Here is a 25,020-nt window from a genome sequence, read left to right as displayed (position 1 = left end):
TAGCGGGTGCGGTACAGATGCGGTACGTGGGATCGAAAGGCGAGCCTACCCGCTCGCGCTGCCCCAAACGGGTGACTCGGATCGCATCACATCGCTGACCTGCGGATCAGCCCGCACGTCTGTGCGCTTTGGGACGAGACCGTTTCTCTATGTACATCCGCTCGTCGGCGGACTGCAAGACCTCGTCCGCCGTCATGCCGCAATGTGCCCATCCGATACCGAAGCTGGCGCCGACCCGCATGACGCGTCCGTCGACCCTGATCGGCTGGATGATCTCGTTGCGCAGCCGCACCGCGAGGTCCTGCGCGTCGGCCCGGCCGAGCCCGTCGGCGAGGACGACGAACTCGTCACCGCCGAGCCGGGCGACCGTGTCCCCGTCCCGCACGGCCCCGCTCAGCCGCCGGGCCACCTCGATCAGCACCGAGTCGCCGGCGTTGTGCCCGAAGCGGTCGTTGATCGACTTGAAGCCGTCGAGGTCGCAGAAGAGCACCGCGAGCCCCTTGGTCCCGTCGTCCGTCAGCCCCTCGGGCGCGACGGTGTGCACATGGTGGTCGTAGGCGTCGAAGGACTCCGACCGCGGCCGGTAGTCGAAGCCGTGCCCGTTCGCGTCGTACACCCCCGCGCCGGTCGCGCTGTGCTCGGCCGGCCCGTGCCCGTACGCCGCGTCGATCGAGTCGACCACGCCGGGCTCGGTCTCCGTGGGCCGGCTGCACAGCCGGGCGCCGAGCCGGGAGCGCAGCTCGGCGGAGTTCGGCAGGCCGGTGAGCGAGTCGTGCGAGGCGCGGTGGGCGAGCTGGAGCTCGCGGCGCTTGCGCTCCTCGATGTCCTCGACGTGGGTGAGCAGGAACCGCGGCCCGTCGGCGGCGTCCGCGACCACGCTGTTGCGCAGCGACACCCAGAGATACGTACCGTCGCGGCGCCCGAGCCGCAGTTCCGCGCGCCCGCCCTCGGCGGAGGTCCTGAGCAGGGTGCCGATGTCCTCGGGGTGGACCAGGTCGGAGAAGGAGTAGCGGCGCATCGCGGAGGCTGGGCGGCCGAGCAGGCGGCACAGCGCGTCGTTCGTCCGCAGGATCCGGCCGTGCTGGTCGCCGCCCATCTCGGCGACGGCCATGCCGGAGGGCGCGTACTCGAAGGCCTGCCGAAAGCTCTCTTCACTGGCGCGCAGAGCCTGCTGTTCCCTCTCCAGCCTGACCAGTGCGCGCTGCATGTTGGCCCGGAGCCGGGCGTTGCTGATCGCGATGGCGGCCTGGAACGCGTACATCTGCAACGCTTCCCGCCCCCAGGCGCCCGGCCGGCGGCCGTTGCGCGGCCGGTCCACGGACAGGACGCCTATCAGCTCGCCGTTGGAGCCGCCGGAGACGCCCGGGGTGTGCATGGGGGCGAAGAGGCGGTCGGCGGGGTGCCACTCGTCCTCGAAGCGCGGCGCGGGCCCGTCGGTGTACCACTGCGGGACGTCGTCCTCGTCGAGGACCCAGCCCTCGGTGTGCGGTATGAAGCGCAGATCGCCCCAGGCCTCGCCCATGGTCAGCCGTCGGTCCCAGGAGGCGCGGGAGCCGACGCGTCCGGTGATGAGTGCCTCGGCGGCGGAGTTGCCCGCGAGGGCGGCGACCACGAGATCGCCGTCGGGCCGTACGAGGTTGACGCAGGCCAGTTCGTAGCCGAGACCGTTCACGACTCCGTCGGCGACGGTCTGAAGCGTGTCGGCCAAGCTGCGGGCCGTGTTCATGTCCGCCATGACCTGATGCAGCTGCCGCAGGGTCGCAAGGCGGACGTACGGCTCCGACTCGGTCTCCATGCTCGCTCTCCCCGAGACCTCGACAGCAACTCCAGAGTTATCCAGGCTTCTCGTCGGTACTCATCGCCCACTGATCGCGCCTACTGGCGCGTACTGATTGCAGCGCCCCCGCCACTGAATCACAGCGCGCTGCTCACTCGGTACACAGGGTCAACAAAATATGGCACCTGTGACTCAAGTCACAACAGAACATGAACAATTGAGTAGAGTTTCCGTGTTTTCGCCGGGCGTTTACTGAGCGCAAATTTGTGTGACATGTGCGCACTCCTGGTAGAGAGCGTGGGCCGCGTCCGTCGGTGGTCCTAGGACCCGCTTCGGGCCTTGGTCCGATGTGTCGTACGCCGACCGGAGACTAGCGTTTTCCCGTGCTGAACACTCCCCCTTCCGCTCCTCCCGTCCCATCCGTGCATGCTGATGGGGTGAGCAACGACGAGTTCCGCGCCGCCATGTCCCGGCTGGCCGCGGGCGTGGTGCTGGTGACCGCGCACGAGGCACAGACCGATCCCCAGGGCCCGAGCGGCGAGGACATCGGCATGACGGCCACCTCCTTCATGTCCGTCTCCCTCGATCCTCCGCTGGTCCTGATCAGCCTCCGCGAGGGCTCCCGCATGGACGACCTCCTCGACGAACAGCCCCTCTGGGCCGTCTCCGTCCTCGCCGAGAACCAGAGCCACATCGCGAGCCGCTTCGCCATGAAGAACCGCATCTCCGACCGCCTCCTCTTCGAGGACGTCCCCTACGAACGCGGCGAGACGTCCGGCGCCCTCCTCGTCCACGGCGCCCTGGCCACCCTGGAATGCCGAACGGAACAGGTAGTGAGGGCAGGCGACCACACCCTGGTGATCGGCCGAGTGCTGACGGCGGGGGCGCCGGGGGGCGAGACCGGCCCACTGACGTACTTCCGGGGCCGTTACCGCCAGTTGGGATAGGAGGCTGGAGGCGCCCGTCAGGGCGCCTCCAGCCAAGGGCGCGGGGAACTGCGCGCCCAGCCCCCACGGCCCGCAGCCGACGAACCACCCTCCGAGCCCAGCCCCCAAAGACGCTCACTCAGCCGTCGACATCAAGGACCGTCAGGTCAAGGCGGTCGAGCAAGCCAGGGTCGGAGACCATGTCGATCGCGGCGATACGACCGTCCGCGACCGTGAACGCAAGCACCCTCACCGCCCGCCCACCCTCGACCACGACAACCCCCGCCACCCCGTTGACCAGAGCGGGCCGGGAAACCCGGGCCAGATGCGCATACGTCTGAGCCCCCGCCGCCACATCCGCCGCCCCCCGAACAACCACCGCCCCGGACCGCACCACAACGTCCGGCGCAAGAACCGCCACCAGCCCGTCGAAGTCACCGTCACGCGCGGCAGCAAGGAACGCATCGACGACCTCCCGCTGCCGCGCAGGGTCCGCGTCGGGAGCGGGCGCCCCACCCTGGACCCGCCGCCGGGCACGGCTGGCGAGCTGCCGGGCCGCTGTCGGCGTACGCCCCACAACGGGCGCGACCTCCTCGTACGGCACCGCGAACAGGTCGTGCAGCACGAAGGCGAGCCGTTCGGCGGGGGTCAGCGTCTCCAGGACGACGAGCAGGGCGAGGCCCACCGAGTCGGCGAGGAGCACCTCCTGCTCGGGATCGACACCGCTCGCGGAGCTGACGAGCGGCTCCGGTGCGCGTACGCCCCGGGCGTCCAGGTCGTCCAGGGGCTCCTCGTGCCGGGTCCGGCGGGTGCGGAGCATGTCCAGGCAGACCCGCCCGACCACGGTGGTCAGCCAGCCGCCCAGGTTCTGGACGCCGCCGGTGTCCGACCGGCTCAGCTTGAACCAGGCCTCCTGCACGGCGTCGTCGGCCTCGGAGAGCGACCCGAGCATGCGATAGGCGACCGCCCGCAGATGCCCGCGATGCGCCTCGAACCGCTCGGCGAGAAACTCCTTCTCGCTCCGGCTCCCGTGCCCACGTTCTTCGTTGCCGCTCATCCGTCACATCTCCTCGCCGCAGTCCGTCGATGCGTTGACGGATCGCGGACCACGAATGTGACAGCCCTTCGCGCCGACAGCCGCTGCCCTACCGGGCCCAGAGCCCCCGGGCCCTAATCCCAGCCCCGACCGCCGCGCCCCCGCTTGGTGTCCGACCGCTGCTTCTTCTCCCGCAGCCGGCGCTCGTTGATCCCGCGGGGGATACGGGTGGCCCGGCGCGGCTTGGGCGGCGGGGCGGTGGCCTCGGCGAGCAGGGAAGCGAGCCGTACGGCCGCGGTCTCCCGGTTCCGCCACTGCGACCGGTGCTCGGAGGCGCGCACGCTGACGACCCCGTCGACGAGCCGCCCGGCCAACCTGTCGAGGGCCCGCTCCTTCCACACCGGCGGCAGCGCCTCCGTCTTCGCGAGGTCGAACCGCAGCTCGACCTGGGAGTCGGACGTGTTGACGTGCTGTCCACCGGGTCCGGAGGAACGCGAGAAACGCCACATGAGCTCGGCCTCGGGAAGCGAGACGGAGCCGCGAATGACGTGGGGACCGGACATGGGGTCCATGGTCGCGTGTGTGACCGGCTCACGTCACCCGTTTTTCACCGCGCCTCCGCAGCGCGAAGGTAAAGATAGTAAAGAGAGCTGGAACCTTGGTTCGCCGCACGGCGTTCATAGGGGTAGCTGTAGCTTCGTGCCCGTACGAAGCCCAAACGTACGAGCACCACGCACGTACGCAACGAGGGAAGGGACTCCCAACAATGGCTGTAAGCCTGTCCAAGGGTGGCAACGTCTCGCTCACCAAGGAGGCTCCGGGCCTGACCGCCGTCACCGTGGGCCTCGGCTGGGACGTCCGCACCACCACGGGCACCGACTTCGACCTGGACGCCTCGGCCATCGCGGTCAACCTTGAGGGCAAGGTCTACTCGGACGGACACTTCGTCTTCTTCAACAACAAGGAGACCCCGGACAAGACGATCGTCCACACGGGCGACAACCGCACGGGTGAAGGTGCCGGCGACGACGAGGCGATCAAGGTCAACCTCGCGGGCCTCCCGGCCGAGATCGACAAGATCGTCTTCCCGGTCTCGATCTACGACGCGGAGAACCGCTCGCAGAACTTCGGCCAGGTCCGCAACGCCTACATCCGCATCCTGAACGAGGCCGGCGGCGCCGAGATCGCCCGCTACGACCTCTCCGAGGACGCGGCCACCGAGACCGCCATGGTCTTCGGCGAGCTCTACCGCAACGGCGCCGAGTGGAAGTTCCGCGCCGTCGGCCAGGGCTACGCCTCCGGCCTGGTGGGCATCGCCCAGGACTTCGGCGTCAACGTCTGAGCCGTAGTACCCAGCAGTCCCCGCACACAGCGGTCGAGAAGAGCCCCCACCCGGACACCCGGGCCGGGGGCTCTTCCCGTACCGGCCGGGAGACTCTCCTCCCGCCCACAACCTCCGCCCCCACCCCCGCCGGAACCCACGCGACGCGGCTAACCTGCCCGGCGTGATCCTCGAACGCCTCACCCCCGTGGACGGCGCCCTCCCCGGCGAACTGCTCACCGAACTCACCGCCCTCTACGCCTCCAACCGCGACTTCTACGCCCTGAGCGGCGACTTCCCCGACCCGGACGACATCCGCCCGGAGCAGGTCGCCACCGCCCTCGCCGACGAGTTCGTGAACCCGGACGTGGAGGTGCTGCTCGCCCGCAGCACCGGACGGCTCGTAGGGGTGGCGATCACCCTCACCCACCACCCCGACCCCACCGACCCGGACCCGTGGATCGGCCTGCTCCTCGTGGACGCGGCAGAGCAACGGCAGGGATACGGACGCAAGCTGGCGACAGCCATCGAGGAACGGTTCCGGTCGGCCGACCGGAACGCCGTACGACTCGCGGCACTCGACAACAACCCCAAGGCACTCGCCTTCTGGACCGCACTCGGATACGAGATCATCGGCCACCGCAAGGACCGCCAACTGGGCCGCCCCTGCGCGGTACTCCGCAAGATCCTGAACTAGAGAAGAACCCCCGCAGCCCAACCGGACTCCTCAGGGCTTGGCGGGCTTCCCCTCCCCGTACAACCACTCCGCCCAGATCCCCGAGAAGTCCTCCCCCGGCGCCTTCTTCTCCACGTACGCCGTGAAGTCGGCCGTGTCCGCGTTGCCGTGCCGATGGGCCCCCGCCCAGCCCCGAAGGATCTCGTAAAAAATCTCATCGCCAACCGTCTGGCGGACCTTGTGGAGCACCATGGCGCCCCGCTCGTACACCGGACTGTCGGAGAGATGCGCGGCACTCGACGGTTCAGCGGGCGGAAAGGCCCACACGGCCGCCTCCTCCGCCTCGCTGTCGAAGTAGTCACCTTCGTAGAGCGCGTCGAAGACATCCTGGGCCGAGTCCCCGCCGTGGTCCTCGTCCCACAACCACTCGGCGTACGTCGCGAAGCCCTCGTTGAGCCACATGTCCCGCCAGGACTCGGGCGTCACGGAGTTCCCGTACCACTGGTGCGCCAGCTCGTGGACGAGGAGACCGATACCGGGCGCGCCGGGAAAGACCGGCCGGTTCTGGGTCTCCAGGGCGTACCCCGCGTCACCCTCCCGATCGACGATCGCACCGGTCGACGAGAAGGGATACGGCCCGAAGTTCAGCTCCGCCCACTCCACAACCTCGGGAATACGGGCCAGCACCTCGGCACTCGCCTTCACCTCCCCCGGATCAACGGCCACGTACACCGGCAGACCGTCCCCGGTCTTCGACACCCGCGTCTCGAACTCCCCCACCGCGACCGTCGCCACGTACGAGGCCATCGGCTCCCCGACATGCCAGACGAAAGTGGCACGGCCCCCCTCCGTCTCCGAACTCCGCAACTCCCCGTTGGAAACGGCCTTCAGCCCCTCCGGCACACTCACCGTGATGTCGTACGTCGCCTTGTCACTCGGGTGGTGATTACCGGGAAACCACGCCATCGACCCAACGGGCTCCCCCAGCGCGAGGGCACCATCCGCAGTCCGCAACCAGCCCTCCTCCGACCCGTCCGGATCGGTGACGGTCACCGGCCTCCCGGAGTAACGGACGACAGTCGTGAAGACATCACCCTCCCCAAGACCTCCGGCCGGCCGAACAACCAACTCCTGCCCCCCACCCCCACCCCCACTCCGATCGAAGCGAGCATCCTCGCCCCCCACCTCCACCGACTCGACCTCCATCCCCTTGAGATCAAGACTGAAGGCACTCAGCTCCTCCTCCGCCCTCGCCTCGATCTCCGCCTCCCCCGTCAGCCGACGCACCTCGGGGTCATAGTCGAGAGTCAGGCCGTAATGCGTGACGTCATACCCACCATTACCCGCCTTCGGAAAATACGGATCCCCCACACCGGAAGCCCCCTCACCACCCCGCACCTCTCCCTCACACGCACCGAGGACGAGAACACCCAGCACAGCGAAGGCGACAACAGTCACAGATCGGGGCACGCCGGTGATCCTAAGACGACATGACACCATCACCCACGTGCTCGACATCGGCTACGCCCTCTCCTCCCGCTTCCCCGATCCCCCGCAGACCGACTACCGCCGCGCGGACGTCCACACGCTGCGGCACGACCTATTCTGCGGGGACGTGTACCTGGCCGACACGAAGGCGGACCGGGAGTTGTCCACAGCCTGGGGATGGGTACCGGTACTCGACTTCGCATGGGCACTCTGCGACATCGTCGAGCAGCTCGACCAGGACCCCCTCGGCAGCCGCGCCGCCCGCCCCCAGCACGCCGAACTGGACTTCACCGAGTCCACCGACCGCATGCTCTTCGAGCGCCGCTTCGGCTGGGTCGACATCGAGGCCGACTGGATGCGCTCCGACGAGCCGCCCCTGACCTTCTCCCACACCGAACTCCGCCGAGAGTCCAGAGACTTCCTCCACGACCTCCTGGCCGACCTCACCGACATGCACGACGCACTCCGCGAGAACCCGGCCATCTGGACACTGGAGTCCCGCTTCCCCAGGCTCCCCTGACCGCCACCGCAGGGCGAACGCACCCGCACCCGCCGTACAAACGGGAGCGGGCCGTGCCGGTACGTCGCAGTCCGCCGCGTAGGGCTCCTGCAATCAACGGCTCCCGTCAAAACTGACAGCCGTACACCCGGAGGGCGGCGGACTCGACGTACCGGCACGGCCCCGACCCCACAACGAACGGCACCGCGCCCCCAACCGAGCCGAGCCAAACCGAGCGGTAGCGACGCGCCCCCTCACTCCCCCAACCCCACCACCCGCACCCCCATCTCCGCAGCAAAAACCCCCGCCAACTCCACCAACTGCCCCGGACTGATCACCGCCCCCGCCAGCCGATCAACCCCCCGCACAAAATCCAGCTCCGCAGCCCGCCGCAGATCAACATCCGTCAACGACACCCCACTGAAGTCCGCCCCCTTCAGCACACAGTCCACAAACTCCACCCGCTCCAACCGAGCCCCCGCGAAGTCCGGCTCAACAAGCACACACCCCTCGAACACCACATCCCGGAGCCGTGCCTCCCGCAGATTCAAATAATCGATCTTCCCCCCACGCACCACCACCCGCTCCAGCACAGCCCCATGCACCTGCACCCCGCCCAACCGCGCATCAACCAGCTCCACATCACGGAACGTCGCCGACGCGAAATCGGTCCCGACCCCCCGTATCCCCGTAAGCACGGAGTCGAGCACGCGCGCATGATGCAGCCGCGTCTCATCCAGCGCACACCCGGTCAGCGCACAGTCCATGAACCGCGCCCCCGCACCGTCCTGCCCCACGAAGTCCACCGCACTGAACTCAAGCCCGTCATAGTCCCCGTCCGGCTCCAGCCCACCACCCCCGTACGGCACAAGCGGCGGCAACCGCACCTCAGGCCGCCGCGCCCCCTTCACCCCTACCTTCTTCTTCGCCCCTGCCTGCTTCACCGCTCTGCTCGCCATCCCCCCATCCTGCACGTCCCCACTGACAATCCCCTCCCACGCCCCCGCACCCCACGAGCCCCCACCCCACCCCCGACCAGCCAAAACTCCCCCCGATGTCACATTCCGACCCCCACGAAGAGTCAAAGGGTCAAACAAGAAGAAGACACCGGAGCAAAGGGAGCCCCCCAGCCATGCCCCGCACGCACGCCACACACCACATCACCATCGTCGGCGGCGGCTTCGCCGGCCTCACCGCAGCCATCACCGCCGCAGAGGCAGGCGCCAAGGTAACCGTCTACGAAGCCCACCACACCCTCGGCGGCCGAGCCCGCACCGCCGAAGGCCCGTACAAAACAAACGAAGGCCCCCACGCCCTCTACAAGGGCGGCCCCCACTGGACCTGGCTCAAACAGCGCGGCCTGCTCGGCGAACTCGCCCCGCTCCCACCCCTGGAAGCGGCCCGCCTCCGCCTCCGCCACAAGGGCACACTCCGCCGCACCCCACCGTTCGCGATGCTCAAACTCCTGCGCCGTACACCCGAACAGGCCCCGATAGAGACCGACTTCAAAACCTGGGCCACCGCGATCGCCGGCGAAGAGGCCGCGAACACAGCCGCGAACTACTCCGCCGTCGCGATCTTCCACCACAACCCCGGCGCCCTCTCCGCCGCCTTCGTCCAGGAACGCCTGCGCCGCGCCACGAAGCTGCCCCCGGAAGCGCACTACCCGCGCGGCGGCTGGGCGAGCGTGATCGACCGTATGGCGGCAAGGGCCTGGAACCTCGGCGTACGCGTCGAAACCCTGGCCCGCGTCGACACCATCCCCGACGACCACGGCCCCGTGATCATCGCCACCTCCCTCGACGCCGCCCGCACCCTCCTCAAGGACGACTCGCTGACCTGGCCGAGCGGCCGCACCGCCCTGCTCGACCTGGCCGTACGCACCCTCCCCCGCGCCCGGCTCCTCCCCCACTCCCGACTTCGGTCGAGCGGGGGGACCCCCATGATCGGGGGGACCTCCACCGGCGACGCGTTCGCCGTGTCCGACCTGGACGCGCCCGGCTGGATCGAGCGATTCACGGCCCAGGACCGCACCCTCGCCCCAACCAACGAACAGCTCATCCAGGGCCAGATCCCGATCGCACCCCACGAGTCCCACGCCGACGGCATCGCCCGCGCCGAGGAACTGCTCGACCTCGGCTTCCCGGCCTGGCGCGACCGGATCACGTACCGCAACGAGGCCCTCGCGAACGGCCGCACCGGCGCCGTAGACCACCCAGGCACCAGCTGGCGCGACCGGCCACGCGTCGACCGCGGCGACGACGTCTACCTCGCGGGCGACCAGGTGGCGGCTCCCGGCGTGCTCTCGGAGGTGTCGTTCAACAGCGCACTGGAGGCCGTGACCCTGGCACTCGGCATCCGCAGCAGGGCGGGGCTTGACCTCAAGCACGCTTGAGGTCAAAGGATGGCGACACAGCCGCACGGCAAGCCTCACGACCCGCGGCACAACACCCCGAGGAACCCCCGACGCCCCCGAGGAGCCCCCATGCACGCCATCCGCCTCCACGCCTTCGGCCCCGCCGACAACCTCTCGTACGAACAGGCAGAGGACCCCGAGCCGGGCCCGGGCCAGGTCCGTATCACCGTCGCCGCGGCCGGCGTACACCTCCTCGACACCGCGATCCGCGAGGGCATCCAGGGCCCGCTCCCGGCACTGCCCGCCCTCCCGACCATCCCCGGCCGCGAGGTCGCCGGCACCGTCGAGTCCCTCGGCGAGGGCGTCGCCGCCCTGTGGCTCGGCAAGCGCGTGGTGGCCCACCTCGGCTCCGCCCCCGGCGGCTACGCCGAACTCGCCGTCACGGACGTCGACCGCGTCCACGAGATCCCCGGAAACCTGGACTTCGCACAGGCCGTCGCGATGATCGGCACCGGACGTACGACGATGGGAATCCTGCAGTTCACCGAGCTCGGCCCCGCCTCCGTCGCCGTGATCCCGGCGGCCGCGGGCGGCATCGGCACCCTCCTCGTGCAGTACGCGAAGCACGCCGGCGCCACCGTGATCGGCCTCGCCGGCGGCCCGGAGAAGGTGGCACGCGTCGAGAAGAACGGCGCGGACCTCGCCGTCGACTACCGGGACCCGAGCTGGCCGGACCAGGTCAGGCGGTTCCTCGGCGACCGCGCGGCCACCGTCGTCTTCGACGGCGTCGGCGGCGACACGGCCCGCGAAGCCGTCGCCCTGCTCGGCGACCCCACCGCCGACCCCGGCGCCCAGCACCTCGTCTTCGGCTGGTCGGGCAAAGGCCTGCACGACGGCACCCCGCTGCACGTCGAGGGCGTGTCCCAGTCGGTCCTCGGCCCCGTGATGATGCAGAAGGCGGGCGGCCCCAACCCCATACGCACCCTCGAACTGCGCGCCCTCGCCGAAGCCGCCGAAGGCCGCCTCGTCCCGGCCGTCCAGCGCTTCCCCCTGGCGCAGGCGGCGACCGCACACCGCGCGCTGGAAACCCGGGGAACGATCGGCAAAGTGATCCTGGAACCGTGACACCCCACCGGCCCGACGCACTCCCCACTCCCCACTCCCCTGACTTCCCCAGCTCAGTCCCGTGACCCGAGTGCACCCAACGCCCCGTCCGTCAGCCGATACACCGTCCACTCATCCTGCGCCCGCGCACCCAACGCCTCGTAGAAATCGATCGACGGCCGGTTCCAGTCGAGCACCGCCCACTCCAGCCGCTCGTACCCCCGCACCACACAGATCCGCGCCAACTCGGCGAGCAGCGCCTTCCCGTGCCCACCCCCGCGCGCCTCCGGCCGCACGTAAAGGTCCTCCAGGTAGATCCCATGGACCCCGCGCCACGTCGAGAAATTCAGAAACCACAGCGCGAACCCGACCACCACACCCCCCGCGTCCTCCGCGACGTGCGCGAACGCGGCGGGCCGCTCCCCGAAGAGCGCCTCACGCAACTGCTCCTCGGTCGCCCTGGCCTCATCCACCGCCTTCTCGTACTCGGCCAGTTCACGAACCATGGAGTGGATCACCGGAACATCAGCGGGAGTCGCCGTACGAATCATGCGGGCACGCTACGACACCCCGGAGCCCACCGCCCACCGCCCACCAGCCACCGCCCACCAGCCACCGCCCACCAGCCACAGCTCAACGCCCAAGCAGCAGCCGGGCGATGGCGACCTGCTCGGCATCCAGCCCTTCCCCTTCCCCTTCCCTCTCCCCCTCTCCCTCTCCCTCCCCTTCCCTCTCCTCCACCCGCCACAACGAGTTCTGCAGCACCCGCCCCAGCGTCCAGGCCCGCGCCCGCTCCCGGTCCACACCCAACGCCTCCGTCAGCAGGTCGAAACGGCGCATCAACCGCCCCTCCTCGAACCGGTTCCAGAGCGCGGGCAACAACTCGAAACACGGGTCCCCGGCGAGCGGCTTCGGATCGATCACCAGCCAGGGCTCGCGCTCGGCCGCCAGGACGTTCTCGAAGTGCAGGTCCCAGTGCAGCAACCGGTCCCCGGGTTCGCCCGCGACCTCACGTACCGCCGCCGCACAGTCCTTCAACAGCCGCCGGTCATCCTCAGCGGCAAGGGAATCGAGCACGGGCGGCAACCGCTCGACCATGCCCGCCACGATGTCCCCCAGCCGCCGCATCCCCTCCGGCGCCGCCACAGCCGTGACCCGCGCCAGCAGCCCCGCCAGAATCCCGGTCGCCTCCAGCACATCCGGCACGGCCGCCAGCGACCGTCCCCCGTCGAGCCGCTCCAGCAGCATCGTGCCGGTCGCCGCGTCCTCGTCCAGCAGCCGTACGACACCGTCGCCGCCCCAGGTCCGCAGCGCGAGCCCCTCACCGACCGTCTCGTCGTCGATGTCCTGGAGCTTCAGCGCGGCCCGCGTCCCGTCACCGCACACCACCGGCAGCACGACCGCGACCCGACCGCCCATCGGCGCCCCGTCCCGCCGCAGCCCCCACCGCTCCAGGAACTCCTCTCCCCGCGCCAGCAGCCCCGCGTCCCAGCCCGTCACCGTCACCGCCGCCCCTCACCCCTCACTCCGTAAGTCGGGCCCCGCTTGTCCAAGAGCACGGAAAAGCATGGAACCCGAAGGAGACACCCGCCACCCGGAGAAGCTAACGTCCCGCGCATGAGCAGCACGGAAAGCGCGGGAAGCGCGACCGAGGCGACCGAGGCCACCCACGCGACGGACGCGGCAAACCCAGCCCGCACGGCCGACAGCGCACCCCGCGCACCCCGCACCGTCGTCAACGGCGGAATATCGTTCTGGTACGCGCAAGAAGGCCTCCCCACCCCCCGCGAACCCCTCCCCGGAGACGCGAGCGCCGACATCGTCATCGTCGGCGGCGGCTACACCGGCCTGTGGACGGCGTACTACCTGAAGAAAGCCGCCCCCTTCCTGCGGATCACCGTCCTGGAACAGAAGTTCTGCGGCTACGGCGCCTCCGGCCGCAACGGCGGCTGGCTCTACAACGGCATCGCCGGCCGCGACCGGTACGCACGCCTGCACGGCCACGAGGCCGCCGTACGCCTCCAGCACGCCATGAACGACACGGTCACCGAGGTCGTCCGCGTCACCGGAGAAGAAGGCATCGACGCGGACATCCACCAGGGCGGCGTACTCGAAGTCGCCTACACCCCCGCCCAGTTGGCCCGCCTGAAGACCTTCCACGACACGGAACTCTCGTACGGCGAAAAGGACCGCGAGCTGTACGGCGCCGCCGAGACCGCCGACCGCATCCGCGTCGCCGACGCCGTCGGCTCCAGCTGGACCCCGCACGGCGCCCGCCTCCACCCCGTCAAACTCCTCAAGGGCCTCGCGGCGGCCGTCGAGGCACTCGGCGTCACGATCCACGAGTCGACCCCCGTCACCGAGATCAGACCCAAACACGCCGTCACCCCGTACGGCACCGTCCGCGCCCCCTACGTACTGCGCTGCACGGAAGGCTTCACAGCCTCCCTGAAGGGCCAGAAACGCACCTGGCTCCCCATGAACTCCTCCATGATCGCCACCGAGCCCCTCACCGCCGCCCAATGGGAATCCATCGGCTGGGAAGGCCGCGAAACCCTCGGCGACATGGCCCACGCCTACATGTACGCCCAACGCACCGCCGACGACCGCATCGCCCTCGGCGGCCGCGGAGTCCCGTACCGCTTCGGCTCCCGCACCGACAACGACGGCCGCACGCAGCCGTCGACGGTCAGAGCCCTGCGCGAAATCCTCGTCCGCTTCTTCCCTCAACTCTCCGACATCGCCGTCACCCACGCCTGGTCCGGCGTCCTCGGCGTCCCCCGCGACTGGTGCGCCACGGTCACCCTCGACCGCTCCACCGGCCTCGGCTGGGCCGGCGGCTACGTCGGCTCCGGCGTCGCCACCACCAACCTCGCCGCCCGCACCCTCCGCGACCTCATCCAGCAGGACTCAGGCCAGTCGGGCGCCACCGACCTGACCACCCTCCCCTGGGTCGAACACAAGGTCCGCAAGTGGGAACCCGAGCCATTCCGCTGGCTCGGGGTACACGGCATGTACGCGACGTATCGAGCCGCCGACCGCCGCGAACGCACCACCCATGCCGCACAGTCGTCCCGGATCGCGCGTATCGCCGACCGGGTCGCGGGCCGCTGAGACAGGGGAACGTCATGAGCACCGCAGTCATGGACACCGTCCGCTACACCTCCGACGGCCAACTCCTCGACATCCACCGCGCCACCGCCCCCGACGCCCCCACAGTCCTCCTGTGGCACGGCCGCGGCCCCGCCGAACGCGACGTCCTCGGCGCCCTGGCCGCCACGGTCGCCCGCCTCGGCGCCACCGTCATAGTCCCCGACTGGCACCCCGACGCCCCCGACGGCGGCCGCCCCCAGCTGGCCGCCTCCCTCCGCTTCACCTGGGACTTCGTACCGGACCCGGCAAAGATCATCCTCGTCGGCTGGTCCCTCGGCGGCCGCGCCGCGATGGCCACCGCCCTCCAGCCGAACCCACCCGAAGGCTGGCGCCCAGCAGCCGTCGTCGGCGTAGCCGCCCGCTACAACCAACCCGAACCCCTCCTCGCCCTCCCCTCCCCGATGGCCGTCTGCGCCACCGCCCCACCCCTGCCGATCCACCTGGTCCACGGCACCGCCGACCGAGTCTGTGACTTCGCCAACGCCCGCGAGTTCCAGTCCGTCCTCGCCTCCCACGGCCGCCGAGCCCCCCTCACCGAACTCACCACGGACCACTCAGGCGCAGTCATGGCCGAATACTCCGCAGACCTGGGCCGCTGCCGCCCCGCCCACTCCGGCTCCTCCTACCGAGAGGGCCTCCGCACAGCCCACGTCATCGCAGAGGCAGCGGGCCTGGACATGGAAAAGGCCCAGGTCAGCGGGTGACCTGGGCCGTTGCCCACACTGCTGGAGCCCCTGTGCCGGGCCGCCTTCACGAGCAGGCGGCCACGGACGCTCCCGGACTGAGCGGCCACCGAGACCGCGCGAACAAGCTCGTGCCGCATCGGAAAGGTTCGCCCTGGGTCGGCCGAAGCCGGCTCGTGCCGAGTGCCGCGTTCTACTCGGCGTCGAGCTGGTGGTCGGCCCAGACGTAGCTTTCGGGGAGCAAGTCGGCGATAAGGACGGTTCGCACACGGTCGTCGTCACCAACGATGACCTTGACGGCGGGAAAGTAGTCGAGGAGCACCTGCCGGCACCGACCGCACGGGGAAACAACCCCGCGCTCTCTGTCCCCCACAGCAACGATCGTGTCCAGCTCGTAGACGCCCTGAGCGGCTGCCGCACCGATGAGCACCAGCTCGGCGCAGGGCCCTCCGGTGAAGTGATACGCGTTCACCGCCGTGACGATCCGGCCGTCCTGAGCCCGGGCCGCGGCCGCCATGGTGTGGTTGTCACCCCGGCAGCGCGTGCGAGCGACCTGGGCCGCAGCCTGGATGAGTTCGTGGTCGACGTGATCGATCCGCGTGGTCATCTTCTCTGCCTTCGTCCGGTGTCAGGCGACGTTGGCGCCGCATCCACTCAACACAAAGCCCAGCTCAGACACTGTCTGGGCTGGGCTTGGAGTGGAGCCCCCTGTCGGATTCGAACCGACGACCCTTCCCTTACAAGGGGAATGCTCTGGCCAGCTGAGCTAAGGAGGCGCCGCGCGCAACAACGCCGCACGCGAAGGCGGCTCCACTGTACACAGACCCCCTCGCCGCAATCCACGCAGTTGCCCTGACGGGAAACCTCGAAAAGACGCGTAACCACCCGCGCACCCGTTCGTTGAACGGACTGACGTGCTGTTCCGAATATCGGACTGCGAGGGGGGCTCGTGGAGGAGTCGGCGGAGAAGCCGAAGGCGGTGAAGGGTGACGAGGCCAAGCGCATCAAGCGCGAGGAACTCGGCATCGAAGACCGCCGCAAGCACGAGGGCCGCAAAGCGACTCCCCTGAAGAGCCATGCCAAGGAGACGGACACCCACCATCGCGTCTACCGGTTCCGCTTCTATCCGACCGAGGCACAGGCCGAGCAGTTGGGGAAGACGTTCGGAGCTTGCCGGTGGGTCTACAACGAGGGGCTGGCCCTGCGGTCAGGTGCCTGGGAGCAGCACCGGGTGAATGTGGGTTTCGCGGAGACGTGTCGAGCGCTGACAGGTTGGAAGCAGACCGAAGAGAGGGCGTGGCTCAAGGAGGCGTCCTCGACGGTGCTGCAGCAGGCCCTGCGCCATCTCGACCAGGCGTTCACACGGTTCATCAAGGGCGTGGCGAAGTATCCGACACGGAAGAAGAAACAGCGGTCGCGGGATTCGGCGACGTATGTGCGTACGGGGTTCAGGTGGGTCGAGGATCCTGAGCGGCCGGGTACGGGTCTGATCACGCTCGCCAAGCAGTCCGAGCCGTTGGACATTCGCTGGTCGCGGGCGCTTCCCGCGGGGACGGTTCCGGTTCGGTTGTCGGTGACGCGGGACCGGGCCGGGCGATACTTCGTGTCCACGCTCGTGGAAGAGCCAATTGAACCGCTGCCTGCTCTCTTCCTGCCGGGTTCGCAGGAGCCGAAGGCGGTCGGGCTGGACTTGGGACTGGCGTCCTTGGTGACGCTCGATGACGGTACGAAGCTGGATCATCCCCGGTTGTTGAAGCGGTACGCGGAGAAGTTGGCGCGGCTGCAGCGGGAGCTGCACAAGAAGGTGAGGGGTTCCAAGAACCGGGAGAAGGTCAGGCGCAAGATCGCGCGCCTGTACGCGCTCATGGGTGACGTACGCAGGGACATGCTGGACCAGTTCACGACCCGCCTCGTGCGCGAGAACCAAGTGCTCGTGGTGGAGGACCTGTCCATCGTGAACCTGTTGCGTCCGGCTCGCGGTAAGGGCCGTCGGCGCAAGGCGAGTTTGAGTCGGGCGATCATCGATGCCGGGTGGGGCGAGTTGTTGCGTCAGCTGCGGTACAAGTGCGAGTGGTACGGCCGGACGCTGGTGGTCGTGGACCGTTTCTTCCCCTCCACTCGGAGGTGCTCGGCCTGTCATGTGAAGGGCCCGAAGCTGGATGTCTCGGTCCGGGAGTGGTCGTGTGCCGAGTGCGGTGTGGTGCACGACCGGGATGTGAACGCGGCGGTGAATCTGCGAGATGAGGGGATGCGCCTGTATTGGCTGGTGGCATCCGCGCTGCCGCCGGGCCGGAGGGCTCCAGTCGTGATCAAGACCTCGGAGTTGGAGGCGTGTCTGCTGGCCGCGTAGGCGGGCCGGTGTGCGATGTGCAGTACGCGGTACGGACCGATGGGCCGTCGGCCGGAATGCCTGTGGAGTCTGTGTGAGACCGTGCGTGGCGGCGGGGTAGCCCGTTTGTCCGTCGGCAGTGGGCTGTGAAGCAGGAAGCCCTGGCAAGGTCAAAAAGCCGGTGCTCTGTCCTGTGATCGAAAATTTCCTCGAACTTCATAGCCCCCGGAGTACTGACAGATCGTGTGAACGCGGGGTAGCGTCCTGACCCAGTTCGCTCGCGTGGACTACACCACTACGGATCGTTCCGTAGTGGCACACCACCTTCCACTACGGATCGTCCGGCACGTTCCTGCCGGTGAAGGGGGCCCTCACCATGGCCACTGTCTCGTTCAACAAGGCGACCCGCATCTACCCGGGTGGCGACAAGCCCGCCGTCGACCAGCTCGAGCTCGACGTCGCGGACGGCGAGTTTCTCGTCCTCGTCGGTCCCTCCGGCTGCGGAAAGTCCACCTCCCTGCGCATGCTCGCGGGTCTCGAGGACGTCAACGCCGGCTCGATCCACATCGGTGACCGCGATGTCACGCACCTGCCGCCGAAGGACCGGGACATCGCCATGGTGTTCCAGAACTACGCGCTGTACCCGCACATGACGGTCGCGGACAACATGGGCTTCGCGCTCAAGATCGCCGGCGTCAACAAGGCCGAGATCCGCCAGAAGGTCGAGGACGCGGCGAAGATCCTGGACCTCACCGACTACCTGGCGCGCAAGCCGAAGGCGCTCTCCGGTGGTCAGCGTCAGCGTGTCGCCATGGGTCGTGCCATCGTGCGTGAGCCCCAGGTGTTCCTCATGGACGAGCCGCTGTCGAACCTCGACGCCAAGCTCCGTGTGTCGACGCGTACGCAGATCGCGTCGCTGCAGCGCCGCCTCGGCATCACCACGGTGTACGTCACCCACGACCAGGTCGAGGCCATGACGATGGGCGACCGCGTGGCGGTCCTCAAGGACGGTCTGCTCCAGCAGGTCGACTCGCCGCGCAACATGTACGACCGCCCGGCCAACCTCTTCGTCGCCGGCTTCATCGGCTCCCCGGCGATGAACCTCGTCGAGGTCCCGATCACCGACGGTGGTGTGAAGTTCGGCAACAGCGTGGTGCCGGTCAACCGCGAGGCCCTCAAGGCCGCCGCGGACCGGGGTGACACGACCGTCACGGTCGGCGTCCGCCCGGAGCACTTCGACATCGTCGAGCAGAACGGCGCCGCCGCCAACGCGCTGACGAAGGAGACCGAGGACGCCCCGGCGGGCCTCGCCGTCTCGGTGAACGTCGTCGAGGAGCTCGGCGCCGACGGTTACGTCTACGGCAGCTCCAAGATGGGCGACGACCTCAAGGACCTGGTCGTCCGCGTCAGCGGCCGCGCGGTCCCGGAGAAGGGCGCCACGCTGCACGTCGTGCCGCGCGCGGGCGAGACCCACGTGTTCTCGACGTCCACCGGCGAGCGCCTCACCGACTGACCCTTTCCGGAGAATCTCCGGAGACTCTCCGGAGATTTCACCCGAGTTGACGAAGAAGGCTCCGCGGCCTGCTGCGGAGCCTTCTTCGTTGTCGACAAATACCCCGGCAGACCCGGCATTTCGATACCTGTACGTCAACATCAAACTCGAAAATGACGCTTTACCCGTCCCTCAAACTGATTACTAAATGTCGCCAAATCATCACCCCGCGCTACCCTCACTCGCGTGAAGCACTCCACTGACCACTCGACGCGACACGGCCGTGGCCCCGCCGGCCGACCGATCCGGAACGGCCGCGGTCCGGCCCGCCGGATCGGCCGTACTCTCGCCCTCGTTCTGCCCGTCGTCCTGGTGCTCTCCGGGACTCTCGCGGTCACCCGAGTCAACTGGTCGGGGACCAACTCCTCGGCCTCGGTACTCGCCGCATCCGCCCAGGACGTCTCCAAGCGGGCCGTCTCCCGCGCTCCGCACGACGTGCTGCGCGACAAGCTCCTGGTCGAGCTCCAGGAGAAGAACCCCGGGGTGGCCCTCACGCACCTCCAGGAGGCCGTGAACGGCCGTCCGTCGCTCGCCAGGCACTGCGTCTCCATCGCCCGCGCGCTGGGCCGCGCCGCCGTCCGCACGTACGGCCCGACCCGAGCGCAGTCGTACGCCCGCCCGGTCTGCGACACCTCCTTCGCCACGGGCGTAGCAGCCCAGCACCGCTGATCAATGGGGCGGGGCGCGCCCCCGCGGGGGCGCGGGGCAGTGACGATGTGCGGCTCCGCCGCGGGGCGCGCTCAATCCCCACCGGCCCGCGGGTCCCCACCCGCACAGCCCGGCACGTCCTCGTCCGCCAAACCCGCGGGGCGCCACGTAGGGTTCGGAGTCATGACCGATCCGAACGCCGCGTCGCGCCCCGTTCAAGCCGTTGTCCTGGCCGGCGGCCAGGGCTCCCGGCTGCGTCCCTACACCGACGACCGGCCCAAGCCGATGGTCGAGATCCCCGGCACCGGGACCCCGATCATCGGCCATCAGCTGGCCTGGCTCGCCGAGGAGGGCGTCACTGACGTCGTCGTCTCGTGCGGCCATCTCGCCGAGGTTCTCCAGCAGTGGCTGGACTCGGCCGAACTGCCCGTCTCCGTGACCACCGTGGTCGAGACGGAGCCGCTGGGCCGTGGCGGCGGCCTCAAGTTCGCCGCCAAGCACCTGCCCCACCCGGACCGCCCGTGGTACGCGACGAACGGCGACATCTGGACCCGTTTCTCGCTGCGTGAGATGGCGGACTTCCACACCGAGCGCGACGCGGTGGCGACCCTCGCGCTGGCCCGCCCGCGTATCCCGTGGGGCGCTGTGGAGACCGACGACTTCGGTCACATCACGGACTTCATCGAGTCCCCGCCGACCGCGTACGGGATCAACGCGGGCGTCTACGTCTTCTCGCCCGGGTTCGCCGCCCTGCTGCCGGACCTCGGTGACCACGAGCGCAGTACGTTCCCCCGGCTGGCCCGCGAGCGCCGCCTGGCCGGCTATCCCATCCCGCAGGGCGCGTACTGGCGGGCCATCGACACCGCGAAGGACCTCACGGAGGCGGCGAAGGAGCTGGCGGCACTGGGCCGTTGAGCGTCAGCCGCTCCCGCCCGTCCCTCTTGCCCTCCCCCTCTCCCGTACGCCGATGGGGCCCCGCACTTCACAGTGCGGGGCCCCATCCACGTACCGGTCACCGTTCCGTCGGTGCGGGCGCCTACCCCAGCAGGCCGCCGACGAGTCGGTCCGAGCCGCCGGAGCTGCCGCCGCCGCCCGAGGTGCCGCCGGAGCCGCCTCCGGAGCCGCCGCCCGAGCTGGTGCCGCCGGTGGTGCCGCCTGAGGAGGACGGGCCCGCGCTGGTGGTGGGGGCCTGCGGCGGTGCCGACTGCTGGGGCGGGGCCTGGACGGCGCCCTGGGTCTGGCTGGGCTGTCCGGCGTCGGTGCCGGCGCCCGCGGTGTCGGTCGTGCGGGCCGCGCCCGGGGTGGTCGCGGTGTCCGAGGGGCGCGCGGAACTGGTGCCCTGGGTGGGCGAGTTGGCCGCGGAGGGGCTTGCCTTCCGGCTGCGCTCGCCGGGTTCCTCCGGCAGCGGGGAACCGGGCAGTTCGTTGCGCGGGGCCTCGCCGGGGCCGGGGACGACCACGCGGTCGGCGTCGCGGACGGCGCCGCCGAGCATCGAGCCGATGAGCAGGGTGAGTCCGACGACGATGGCCGCGACGAGCGCGCCGCGGCGCAGGACGCGGCGGCGCAGCTCCCAGATGTCGGCGCGGGGTCCGAGGGTGCGCCAGGCCTCGCCGGCGAGGCGGCCGTCGATGGAGTAGACGGGGGCGCCCGCGATGATCAGCGGGGACCAGGCGGCGAGGTAGATGATGTCGGGCGCGTCGTAGACGGGGACGGACTTCCAGCTGACGGTGAGGAGGAGGGCCGCCGACAGCAGTGCGCCGATGACGGCGGCGACGCGCTGCCACAGGCCCAGGACGGTGAGGACGCCGACGATCACCTGGAAGAAGGCGATGAGGAGTCCGGCGCCGACGGGGTGCTGGAGGGCGAACTCGCGCAGTGGTTCGGCGAGGGCCCAAGGGTGCAGCGAGTTCAGCCACTTGACCATGGAGCCGCGTTCGCCGCCGTCGAAGTAGACGGGGTCGCAGAGTTTGCCCATGCCGGCGTAGATGGAGATGAAGCCGAGGAAGACGCGCAGCGGGAGCAGGACGACGCCGAGGTTCATCCGGCGGCCGGGGTAGTACCCGTGCCGGACGGGTGCGGCGCCGTACCGCCTGACCCGCCCGTCGGCCCTGTCTTCGGCGTCGCCCTCGTCCCCGTAGGAGTCGAACTCGTCGTCCGCGTACGGGTGTTCCTCGACCTCTTCGTACGCGCTGCCGGCGCTGCGCATCTGGGGCAGGAGCCGGGTCCCGGGGCCGGGGACGCTCGGGGTCTCGACGGTCGCGTCGACGTCGAAGCCCGGTGCGTCGCCCTCGCCGATGCGCGGGATGACCTGTGTCGCGCCGCCGTCGCCCGCCGGGTTCTCGGCGCCGTGGCGCAGGCTCGTGCTGCGCACGGCCTGCAACAGGCGGGTGGCGCCTGTGTCGTCGGGGGCGGACTTCCCGCTCCAGACGACGGGCGCGCGGCGCCGGGTGCCCGCGGCGGCGCCCACTGCGGGGATGCGCGCGGTCGCGTCGGGGGAGCTCAAGTGCGGCGCGACACGCGGGGACTTGGCCCGCGGCGCGGTGCCCAGCTGCACGCGGAAGCTCGCATGATTGACGATGACCTGCGCCGGATCGCTCGGCACCTTCACCATGCTCAGCGCGGGAGCGTCGTCGTAGGGCAACGAGCGGTCCCCCGTGGGTGTGCGGGGTGTTCTGGTGTCCACACTCATCTAACCGAGTGACGTGTGTTTAGGACACTGCTTTGACCGGGCCGATCTGTCCGGACCGCGTCAAGATCACCTCGATCATCCGGATCGCCCTGCTGGGGCGCACCCCGACGGTCCGGATCACCGTACGGGGACGTGCTTTTCGCTCGTCCCCGTACTTCGCGCTACAGCCTTCAGGAGCGCTCAGGCCCGGCGCCGGGAGGCCTCGTAGAGCACAACTCCCGCCGCCACACCGGCGTTCAGGGACTCCGCGCCACCCGGCATCGGGATCCGCACGCGGAAGTCGCAGTTCTCGCCCACGAGTCGGGACAGGCCCTTGCCCTCGCTGCCGACGACGATGACGACGGGGCCGCCCAGCGCTTCCAGGTCGCCGACCTCGACCTCACCGTCGGCGGCGAGGCCGACGACGACGAGGCCTGCCTTCTTGTACGCCTCAAGGGCGCGGGTCAGGTTGGACGCGCGGGCGACGGGCGTACGGGCCGCGGCGCCGGCGGACGACTTCCAGGCGCCGGCGCTCATGCCGGCGGCGCGGCGCTCGGGCACGACGACGCCGTGGCCGCCGAAGGCGGAGACGGAGCGGACGACGGCGCCGAGGTTGCGCGGGTCGGTCACCCCGTCGAGGGCGACGATCAGCGGGTCCTTGCCCGCGTCGTACGCGGCGGCGGCGAGGTCCTCCGGGTGCGCGTACTCGTACGGCGGGACCTGGAGGACGAGGCCCTGGTGGTTGAGGCCGTTGGTCATGCGGTCGAGCTCGGGGCGGGGGGCTTCCATGAGGTGGATGCCGCCGCGCTCGGCGGCGAGCTGGAGCGCCTCGCGCACCCGCTCGTCGTTGTCGATGAACTGCTGCACGTAGAGCATCGTGGCGGGCACGCCCTCGCGCAGCGCCTCGACGACGGAGTTGCGCCCGACGACCATCTCGGACGTGCCCTTGCCGCCGCGGCCGCCGCGCGGTGCGGGGCGGCGCACGGCCTGCTTGGCCTTGGCGTTGGTGATGCGGTTCTTCTTGTGTCCCTTGCGCGCCTCGGCGGGCGGGGTGGGGCCCTTGCCTTCGAGGCCCCGGCGTCGCTGGCCGCCACTGCCGACCTGCGCGCCCTTCTTGCCGGACATGCGGCGGTTGTTAGCGGCCATGACCTACCCGTCTGTGTGAAAGCGTGCGTGTGTACGTCTCTGAAAGTGTCGTGCTTCGTCGTACGTCTGTGCCGTACGTCTATGAAGTGTGCCGCCCGGATGGCCGGGCGGCACAATCGATCAAGGAATCGGTCGAGGGGCCGGGCGACGCTCAGCGCGGGCCGAGGCTCCAGCGCGGCCCCTGGGGGCCGTCCTCGATGACGAGTCCTGACTGGTTGAGCTGGTCGCGGATGGCGTCGGCGGTGGCCCAGTCCTTGCGGGTCCGGGCCGCCTCGCGCTGGTCGAGGACCAGGCGTACGAGACTGTCGACGACTCCGTGCAGATCCTCGCCGCGGTCGGACTCGCCGGCCCAGTGCGGGTCGAGGGGGTCAAGACCGAGGACGCCGAGCATGGCGCGGACCTCGGCGAGCCGGGCGACGGCCGCTTCCTTGTCGTCGGCGGCCAGTGCACTGTTGCCCTGCCGGACGGTGGTGTGGATGATGGCGAGGGCCTGCGGCACGCCCAGGTCGTCGTCCATCGCCTCGGCGAAGGCGGGCGGCACCTCGGCCGAGGGCTCGACGGCTCCCCCGACCTTCTCCACCACCCGCTGTACGAAGCCCTCGATCCGCGCGAACGCCGACTCGGCCTCGCACAGCGCCTCTTCGCTGTACTCGATGGTGGAGCGGTAGTGCGGGGTGCCGAGGTAGTAGCGCAGCACGATGGGCCGCCACTGCTTGACCATCTCGCTCACGAGGACCGAGTTGCCGAGCGACTTGGACATCTTCTCGCCGCTCATGGTCACCCACGAGTTGTGCACCCAGTACCGCGCGAACTCGTCGCCGAAGGCCTTGGCCTGGGCGATCTCGTTCTCGTGGTGCGGGAAGATCAGGTCGATCCCACCGCCGTGGATGTCGAACTCACTGCCCAGGTACTTGTGCGCCATGGCACTGCACTCCAGATGCCAGCCGGGCCGGCCGCGCCCCCAGGGCGTCTCCCAGCTCGGCTCGCCGGGCTTGGCGGACTTCCACATGGCGAAGTCCCGCGGGTCCCGTTTCCCGGTCTCGCCCTCGCCCGAGGGCTGGCGCAGCTCGTCCAGGTCCTGGTTGGACAGGGAGAGGTAGCCGGGCAGCGAGCGCACGTCGAAGTAGACGTTGCCGTCCGCCTCGTACGCGTGGCCGCGCTCGATGAGGCCGCGCATCATCTCGACCATCTCGGTGACATGGCCGGTCGCCCGCGGTTCGTACGTCGGCGGGAGGCAGCCCAGTGCCGTGTAGCCGTCGTTGAACGCCCGCTCGTTCTCGTAACCGATCGACCACCACGGCCGGTTCTGCTCGGCGGCCTTCTTGATGATCTTGTCGTCGATGTCCGTCACGTTCCGGACGAACGTCACGTCGTAGCCGCGGTACTCGAACCAGCGGCGCATGATGTCGAAGTTCAGGTTCGACCTGACGTGCCCGATGTGTGGGGCGGCCTGCACGGTGGCGCCACACAGGTAGATCGAGACACAGTCCGCTGAGAGCGGGACGAAGTCACGGATCTGCCGGGCGCTGGTGTCGTACAGGCGAATGGTCACCCCTCCAGGGTAGTGGGCGACGAGCAGTGCCCTGCGACTCTTCGGGCGATTTCCTCGCCCCCGCCGCCCCTACCCGTCCCATCCCCTGGGGCTCCGCCCCAGACCC

General features: G+C 69.7%; 23 protein-coding genes and 1 tRNA gene. 12 read left to right on the top strand and 12 right to left on the bottom strand.

From position 1 onward, the window contains the following. Nucleotides 1–106 precede the first annotated feature (106 nt). Nucleotides 107–1,795, bottom strand: coding sequence for a diguanylate cyclase CdgB (cdgB, locus tag AB0I18_RS41055; RefSeq protein ID WP_363110854.1), 1,689 nt, complete (start codon nt 1,793–1,795; stop codon nt 107–109). 446 nt (nt 1,796–2,241) lie between these two features. Here cdgB and AB0I18_RS41050 point away from each other — a divergent pair, with 446 nt between their 5' ends. Then, nucleotides 2,242–2,724: a flavin reductase family protein gene (locus AB0I18_RS41050; RefSeq protein ID WP_363110865.1), complete on the top strand. Its 483-nt coding sequence runs from the start codon at nt 2,242–2,244 to the stop codon at nt 2,722–2,724. 118 nt (nt 2,725–2,842) lie between these two features. Here the strand turns inward: AB0I18_RS41050 and AB0I18_RS41045 are convergent, their stop codons facing one another. Both AB0I18_RS41045 and arfB read right to left on the bottom strand, forming a co-directional pair. Continuing rightward, entirely contained in the window at nt 2,843–3,760 is a 918-nt protein-coding gene (locus AB0I18_RS41045; protein WP_363110853.1) for a sigma-70 family RNA polymerase sigma factor, read from the bottom strand. A 113-nt stretch (nt 3,761–3,873) separates the two neighbouring features. Then, complete coding sequence (gene arfB, locus AB0I18_RS41040) at nt 3,874–4,311, bottom strand: alternative ribosome rescue aminoacyl-tRNA hydrolase ArfB (RefSeq protein ID WP_363110852.1); 438 nt, start codon at nt 4,309–4,311, stop codon at nt 3,874–3,876. A 194-nt stretch (nt 4,312–4,505) separates the two neighbouring features. Between arfB and AB0I18_RS41035 the strand changes: the two genes are divergently transcribed. Together AB0I18_RS41035 and AB0I18_RS41030 are read left to right on the top strand one after the other, a co-directional pair. Then, nucleotides 4,506–5,081 carry a TerD family protein gene (locus tag AB0I18_RS41035; RefSeq protein WP_363110851.1) on the top strand — a complete coding sequence of 192 codons (576 nt, stop codon included), beginning with the start codon at nt 4,506–4,508 and terminating at the stop codon, nt 5,079–5,081. Between the two features lie 163 nt (nt 5,082–5,244). Next, nucleotides 5,245–5,757, top strand: coding sequence for a GNAT family N-acetyltransferase (locus AB0I18_RS41030; RefSeq protein WP_363110850.1), 513 nt, complete (start codon nt 5,245–5,247; stop codon nt 5,755–5,757). 30 nt (nt 5,758–5,787) lie between these two features. On the opposite strand, the gene AB0I18_RS41025 is transcribed toward AB0I18_RS41030, so the two are convergent. Then, entirely contained in the window at nt 5,788–7,254 is a 1,467-nt protein-coding gene (locus tag AB0I18_RS41025) for a M1 family metallopeptidase (protein WP_363110849.1), read from the bottom strand. Between AB0I18_RS41025 and AB0I18_RS41020 the strand changes: the two genes are divergently transcribed. Next, a complete protein-coding gene (locus tag AB0I18_RS41020) occupies nt 7,244–7,744 on the top strand; it encodes a hypothetical protein (protein ID WP_363110848.1) in 501 nt (166 codons plus the stop codon). The genes AB0I18_RS41025 and AB0I18_RS41020 overlap by 11 nt on opposite strands. A gap of 233 nt (nt 7,745–7,977) precedes the next feature. On the opposite strand, the gene AB0I18_RS41015 is transcribed toward AB0I18_RS41020, so the two are convergent. Continuing rightward, nucleotides 7,978–8,682 carry a pentapeptide repeat-containing protein gene (locus AB0I18_RS41015; RefSeq protein ID WP_363110847.1) on the bottom strand — a complete coding sequence of 235 codons (705 nt, stop codon included), beginning with the start codon at nt 8,680–8,682 and terminating at the stop codon, nt 7,978–7,980. Nucleotides 8,683–8,855: 173 nt separating this feature from the next. Here AB0I18_RS41015 and AB0I18_RS41010 point away from each other — a divergent pair, with 173 nt between their 5' ends. Continuing rightward, a complete protein-coding gene (locus AB0I18_RS41010) occupies nt 8,856–10,118 on the top strand; it encodes an FAD-dependent oxidoreductase (protein WP_363110846.1) in 1,263 nt (420 codons plus the stop codon). A 90-nt stretch (nt 10,119–10,208) separates the two neighbouring features. Beyond that, nucleotides 10,209–11,204, top strand: a complete 996-nt coding sequence (locus AB0I18_RS41005; protein ID WP_363110845.1) for a zinc-binding dehydrogenase — start codon at nt 10,209–10,211, stop codon at nt 11,202–11,204. Nucleotides 11,205–11,257: 53 nt separating this feature from the next. On the opposite strand, the gene AB0I18_RS41000 is transcribed toward AB0I18_RS41005, so the two are convergent. Next, on the bottom strand, nt 11,258–11,734 hold the full coding sequence (locus tag AB0I18_RS41000; RefSeq protein ID WP_363110844.1) for a GNAT family N-acetyltransferase: 477 nt from the start codon (nt 11,732–11,734) through the stop codon (nt 11,258–11,260). A gap of 82 nt (nt 11,735–11,816) precedes the next feature. Next, the gene (locus AB0I18_RS40995) at nt 11,817–12,689 is read right to left on the bottom strand and encodes an aminoglycoside phosphotransferase family protein (protein ID WP_363110843.1); all 873 of its coding nucleotides are present in this window, start codon (nt 12,687–12,689) and stop codon (nt 11,817–11,819) included. A gap of 111 nt (nt 12,690–12,800) precedes the next feature. Here AB0I18_RS40995 and AB0I18_RS40990 point away from each other — a divergent pair, with 111 nt between their 5' ends. Both AB0I18_RS40990 and AB0I18_RS40985 read left to right on the top strand, forming a co-directional pair. Then, a complete protein-coding gene (locus tag AB0I18_RS40990; protein ID WP_363110842.1) occupies nt 12,801–14,297 on the top strand; it encodes an FAD-dependent oxidoreductase in 1,497 nt (498 codons plus the stop codon). A 14-nt stretch (nt 14,298–14,311) separates the two neighbouring features. Then, nucleotides 14,312–15,040: an alpha/beta hydrolase gene (locus tag AB0I18_RS40985; protein WP_363110841.1), complete on the top strand. Its 729-nt coding sequence runs from the start codon at nt 14,312–14,314 to the stop codon at nt 15,038–15,040. 172 nt (nt 15,041–15,212) lie between these two features. Here AB0I18_RS40985 and AB0I18_RS40980 read toward each other — a convergent pair whose 3' ends face one another. Continuing rightward, the gene (locus AB0I18_RS40980) at nt 15,213–15,626 is read right to left on the bottom strand and encodes a cytidine deaminase (RefSeq protein ID WP_363110840.1); all 414 of its coding nucleotides are present in this window, start codon (nt 15,624–15,626) and stop codon (nt 15,213–15,215) included. 92 nt (nt 15,627–15,718) lie between these two features. Next, nucleotides 15,719–15,795, bottom strand: a tRNA-Thr gene (locus AB0I18_RS40975). Nucleotides 15,796–15,968: 173 nt separating this feature from the next. Between AB0I18_RS40975 and AB0I18_RS40970 the strand changes: the two genes are divergently transcribed. The 4 genes from AB0I18_RS40970 to AB0I18_RS40955 all read left to right on the top strand — a co-directional run bounded on the left by AB0I18_RS40970 (nt 15,969) and on the right by AB0I18_RS40955 (nt 20,463). Then, complete coding sequence (locus AB0I18_RS40970; RefSeq protein ID WP_363110839.1) at nt 15,969–17,369, top strand: RNA-guided endonuclease TnpB family protein; 1,401 nt, start codon at nt 15,969–15,971, stop codon at nt 17,367–17,369. 355 nt (nt 17,370–17,724) lie between these two features. Beyond that, nucleotides 17,725–18,861: a sn-glycerol-3-phosphate ABC transporter ATP-binding protein UgpC gene (gene ugpC / locus AB0I18_RS40965; RefSeq protein ID WP_363110838.1), complete on the top strand. Its 1,137-nt coding sequence runs from the start codon at nt 17,725–17,727 to the stop codon at nt 18,859–18,861. A gap of 225 nt (nt 18,862–19,086) precedes the next feature. Next, on the top strand, nt 19,087–19,569 hold the full coding sequence (locus tag AB0I18_RS40960; RefSeq protein ID WP_363110837.1) for a hypothetical protein: 483 nt from the start codon (nt 19,087–19,089) through the stop codon (nt 19,567–19,569). A 162-nt stretch (nt 19,570–19,731) separates the two neighbouring features. Beyond that, nucleotides 19,732–20,463 carry a nucleotidyltransferase family protein gene (locus AB0I18_RS40955; protein WP_363110836.1) on the top strand — a complete coding sequence of 244 codons (732 nt, stop codon included), beginning with the start codon at nt 19,732–19,734 and terminating at the stop codon, nt 20,461–20,463. Nucleotides 20,464–20,584: 121 nt separating this feature from the next. On the opposite strand, the gene AB0I18_RS40950 is transcribed toward AB0I18_RS40955, so the two are convergent. The 3 genes from AB0I18_RS40950 to cysS all read right to left on the bottom strand — a co-directional run bounded on the left by AB0I18_RS40950 (nt 20,585) and on the right by cysS (nt 24,914). After that, on the bottom strand, nt 20,585–22,231 hold the full coding sequence (locus AB0I18_RS40950) for a DoxX family membrane protein (RefSeq protein ID WP_363110864.1): 1,647 nt from the start codon (nt 22,229–22,231) through the stop codon (nt 20,585–20,587). 186 nt (nt 22,232–22,417) lie between these two features. Continuing rightward, nucleotides 22,418–23,362: a 23S rRNA (guanosine(2251)-2'-O)-methyltransferase RlmB gene (gene rlmB / locus AB0I18_RS40945; protein WP_363110835.1), complete on the bottom strand. Its 945-nt coding sequence runs from the start codon at nt 23,360–23,362 to the stop codon at nt 22,418–22,420. A 151-nt stretch (nt 23,363–23,513) separates the two neighbouring features. Beyond that, nucleotides 23,514–24,914: a cysteine--tRNA ligase gene (cysS, locus tag AB0I18_RS40940; protein WP_363110834.1), complete on the bottom strand. Its 1,401-nt coding sequence runs from the start codon at nt 24,912–24,914 to the stop codon at nt 23,514–23,516. Nucleotides 24,915–25,020: the final 106 nt, after the last annotated feature.

Source organism: Streptomyces sp. NPDC050704, assembly GCF_040654355.1.
In the GTDB taxonomy this organism is placed as follows: Bacteria; Actinomycetota; Actinomycetes; order Streptomycetales; family Streptomycetaceae; genus Streptomyces.
Note: the sequence above shows the minus strand (reverse complement) of the source record. Positions and strands in the feature narration are given on the sequence as shown.

Excerpts from the sequence above, each read along its gene's own strand:
- arfB (WP_363110852.1), bottom strand. The coding sequence starts at position 4,311 with ATGGACCCCATGTCCGGTCCCCACGTCATTCGCGGCTCCGTCTCGCTT.
- AB0I18_RS40955 (WP_363110836.1), top strand. The coding sequence starts at position 19,732 with ATGACCGATCCGAACGCCGCGTCGCGCCCCGTTCAAGCCGTTGTCCTG.
- AB0I18_RS41005 (WP_363110845.1), top strand. The coding sequence starts at position 10,209 with ATGCACGCCATCCGCCTCCACGCCTTCGGCCCCGCCGACAACCTCTCG.
- AB0I18_RS40990 (WP_363110842.1), top strand. The coding sequence starts at position 12,801 with ATGAGCAGCACGGAAAGCGCGGGAAGCGCGACCGAGGCGACCGAGGCC.
- AB0I18_RS41010 (WP_363110846.1), top strand. The coding sequence starts at position 8,856 with ATGCCCCGCACGCACGCCACACACCACATCACCATCGTCGGCGGCGGC.
- cdgB (WP_363110854.1), bottom strand. The coding sequence starts at position 1,795 with ATGGAGACCGAGTCGGAGCCGTACGTCCGCCTTGCGACCCTGCGGCAG.
- AB0I18_RS41045 (WP_363110853.1), bottom strand. The coding sequence starts at position 3,760 with ATGAGCGGCAACGAAGAACGTGGGCACGGGAGCCGGAGCGAGAAGGAG.
- AB0I18_RS41035 (WP_363110851.1), top strand. The coding sequence starts at position 4,506 with ATGGCTGTAAGCCTGTCCAAGGGTGGCAACGTCTCGCTCACCAAGGAG.
- ugpC (WP_363110838.1), top strand. The coding sequence starts at position 17,725 with ATGGCCACTGTCTCGTTCAACAAGGCGACCCGCATCTACCCGGGTGGC.
- AB0I18_RS41050 (WP_363110865.1), top strand. The coding sequence starts at position 2,242 with ATGTCCCGGCTGGCCGCGGGCGTGGTGCTGGTGACCGCGCACGAGGCA.
- rlmB (WP_363110835.1), bottom strand. The coding sequence starts at position 23,362 with ATGGCCGCTAACAACCGCCGCATGTCCGGCAAGAAGGGCGCGCAGGTC.
- AB0I18_RS41015 (WP_363110847.1), bottom strand. The coding sequence starts at position 8,682 with ATGGCGAGCAGAGCGGTGAAGCAGGCAGGGGCGAAGAAGAAGGTAGGG.
- AB0I18_RS41025 (WP_363110849.1), bottom strand. The coding sequence starts at position 7,254 with ATGTCGAGCACGTGGGTGATGGTGTCATGTCGTCTTAGGATCACCGGC.
- AB0I18_RS40985 (WP_363110841.1), top strand. The coding sequence starts at position 14,312 with ATGAGCACCGCAGTCATGGACACCGTCCGCTACACCTCCGACGGCCAA.
- AB0I18_RS41000 (WP_363110844.1), bottom strand. The coding sequence starts at position 11,734 with ATGATTCGTACGGCGACTCCCGCTGATGTTCCGGTGATCCACTCCATG.
- AB0I18_RS40980 (WP_363110840.1), bottom strand. The coding sequence starts at position 15,626 with ATGACCACGCGGATCGATCACGTCGACCACGAACTCATCCAGGCTGCG.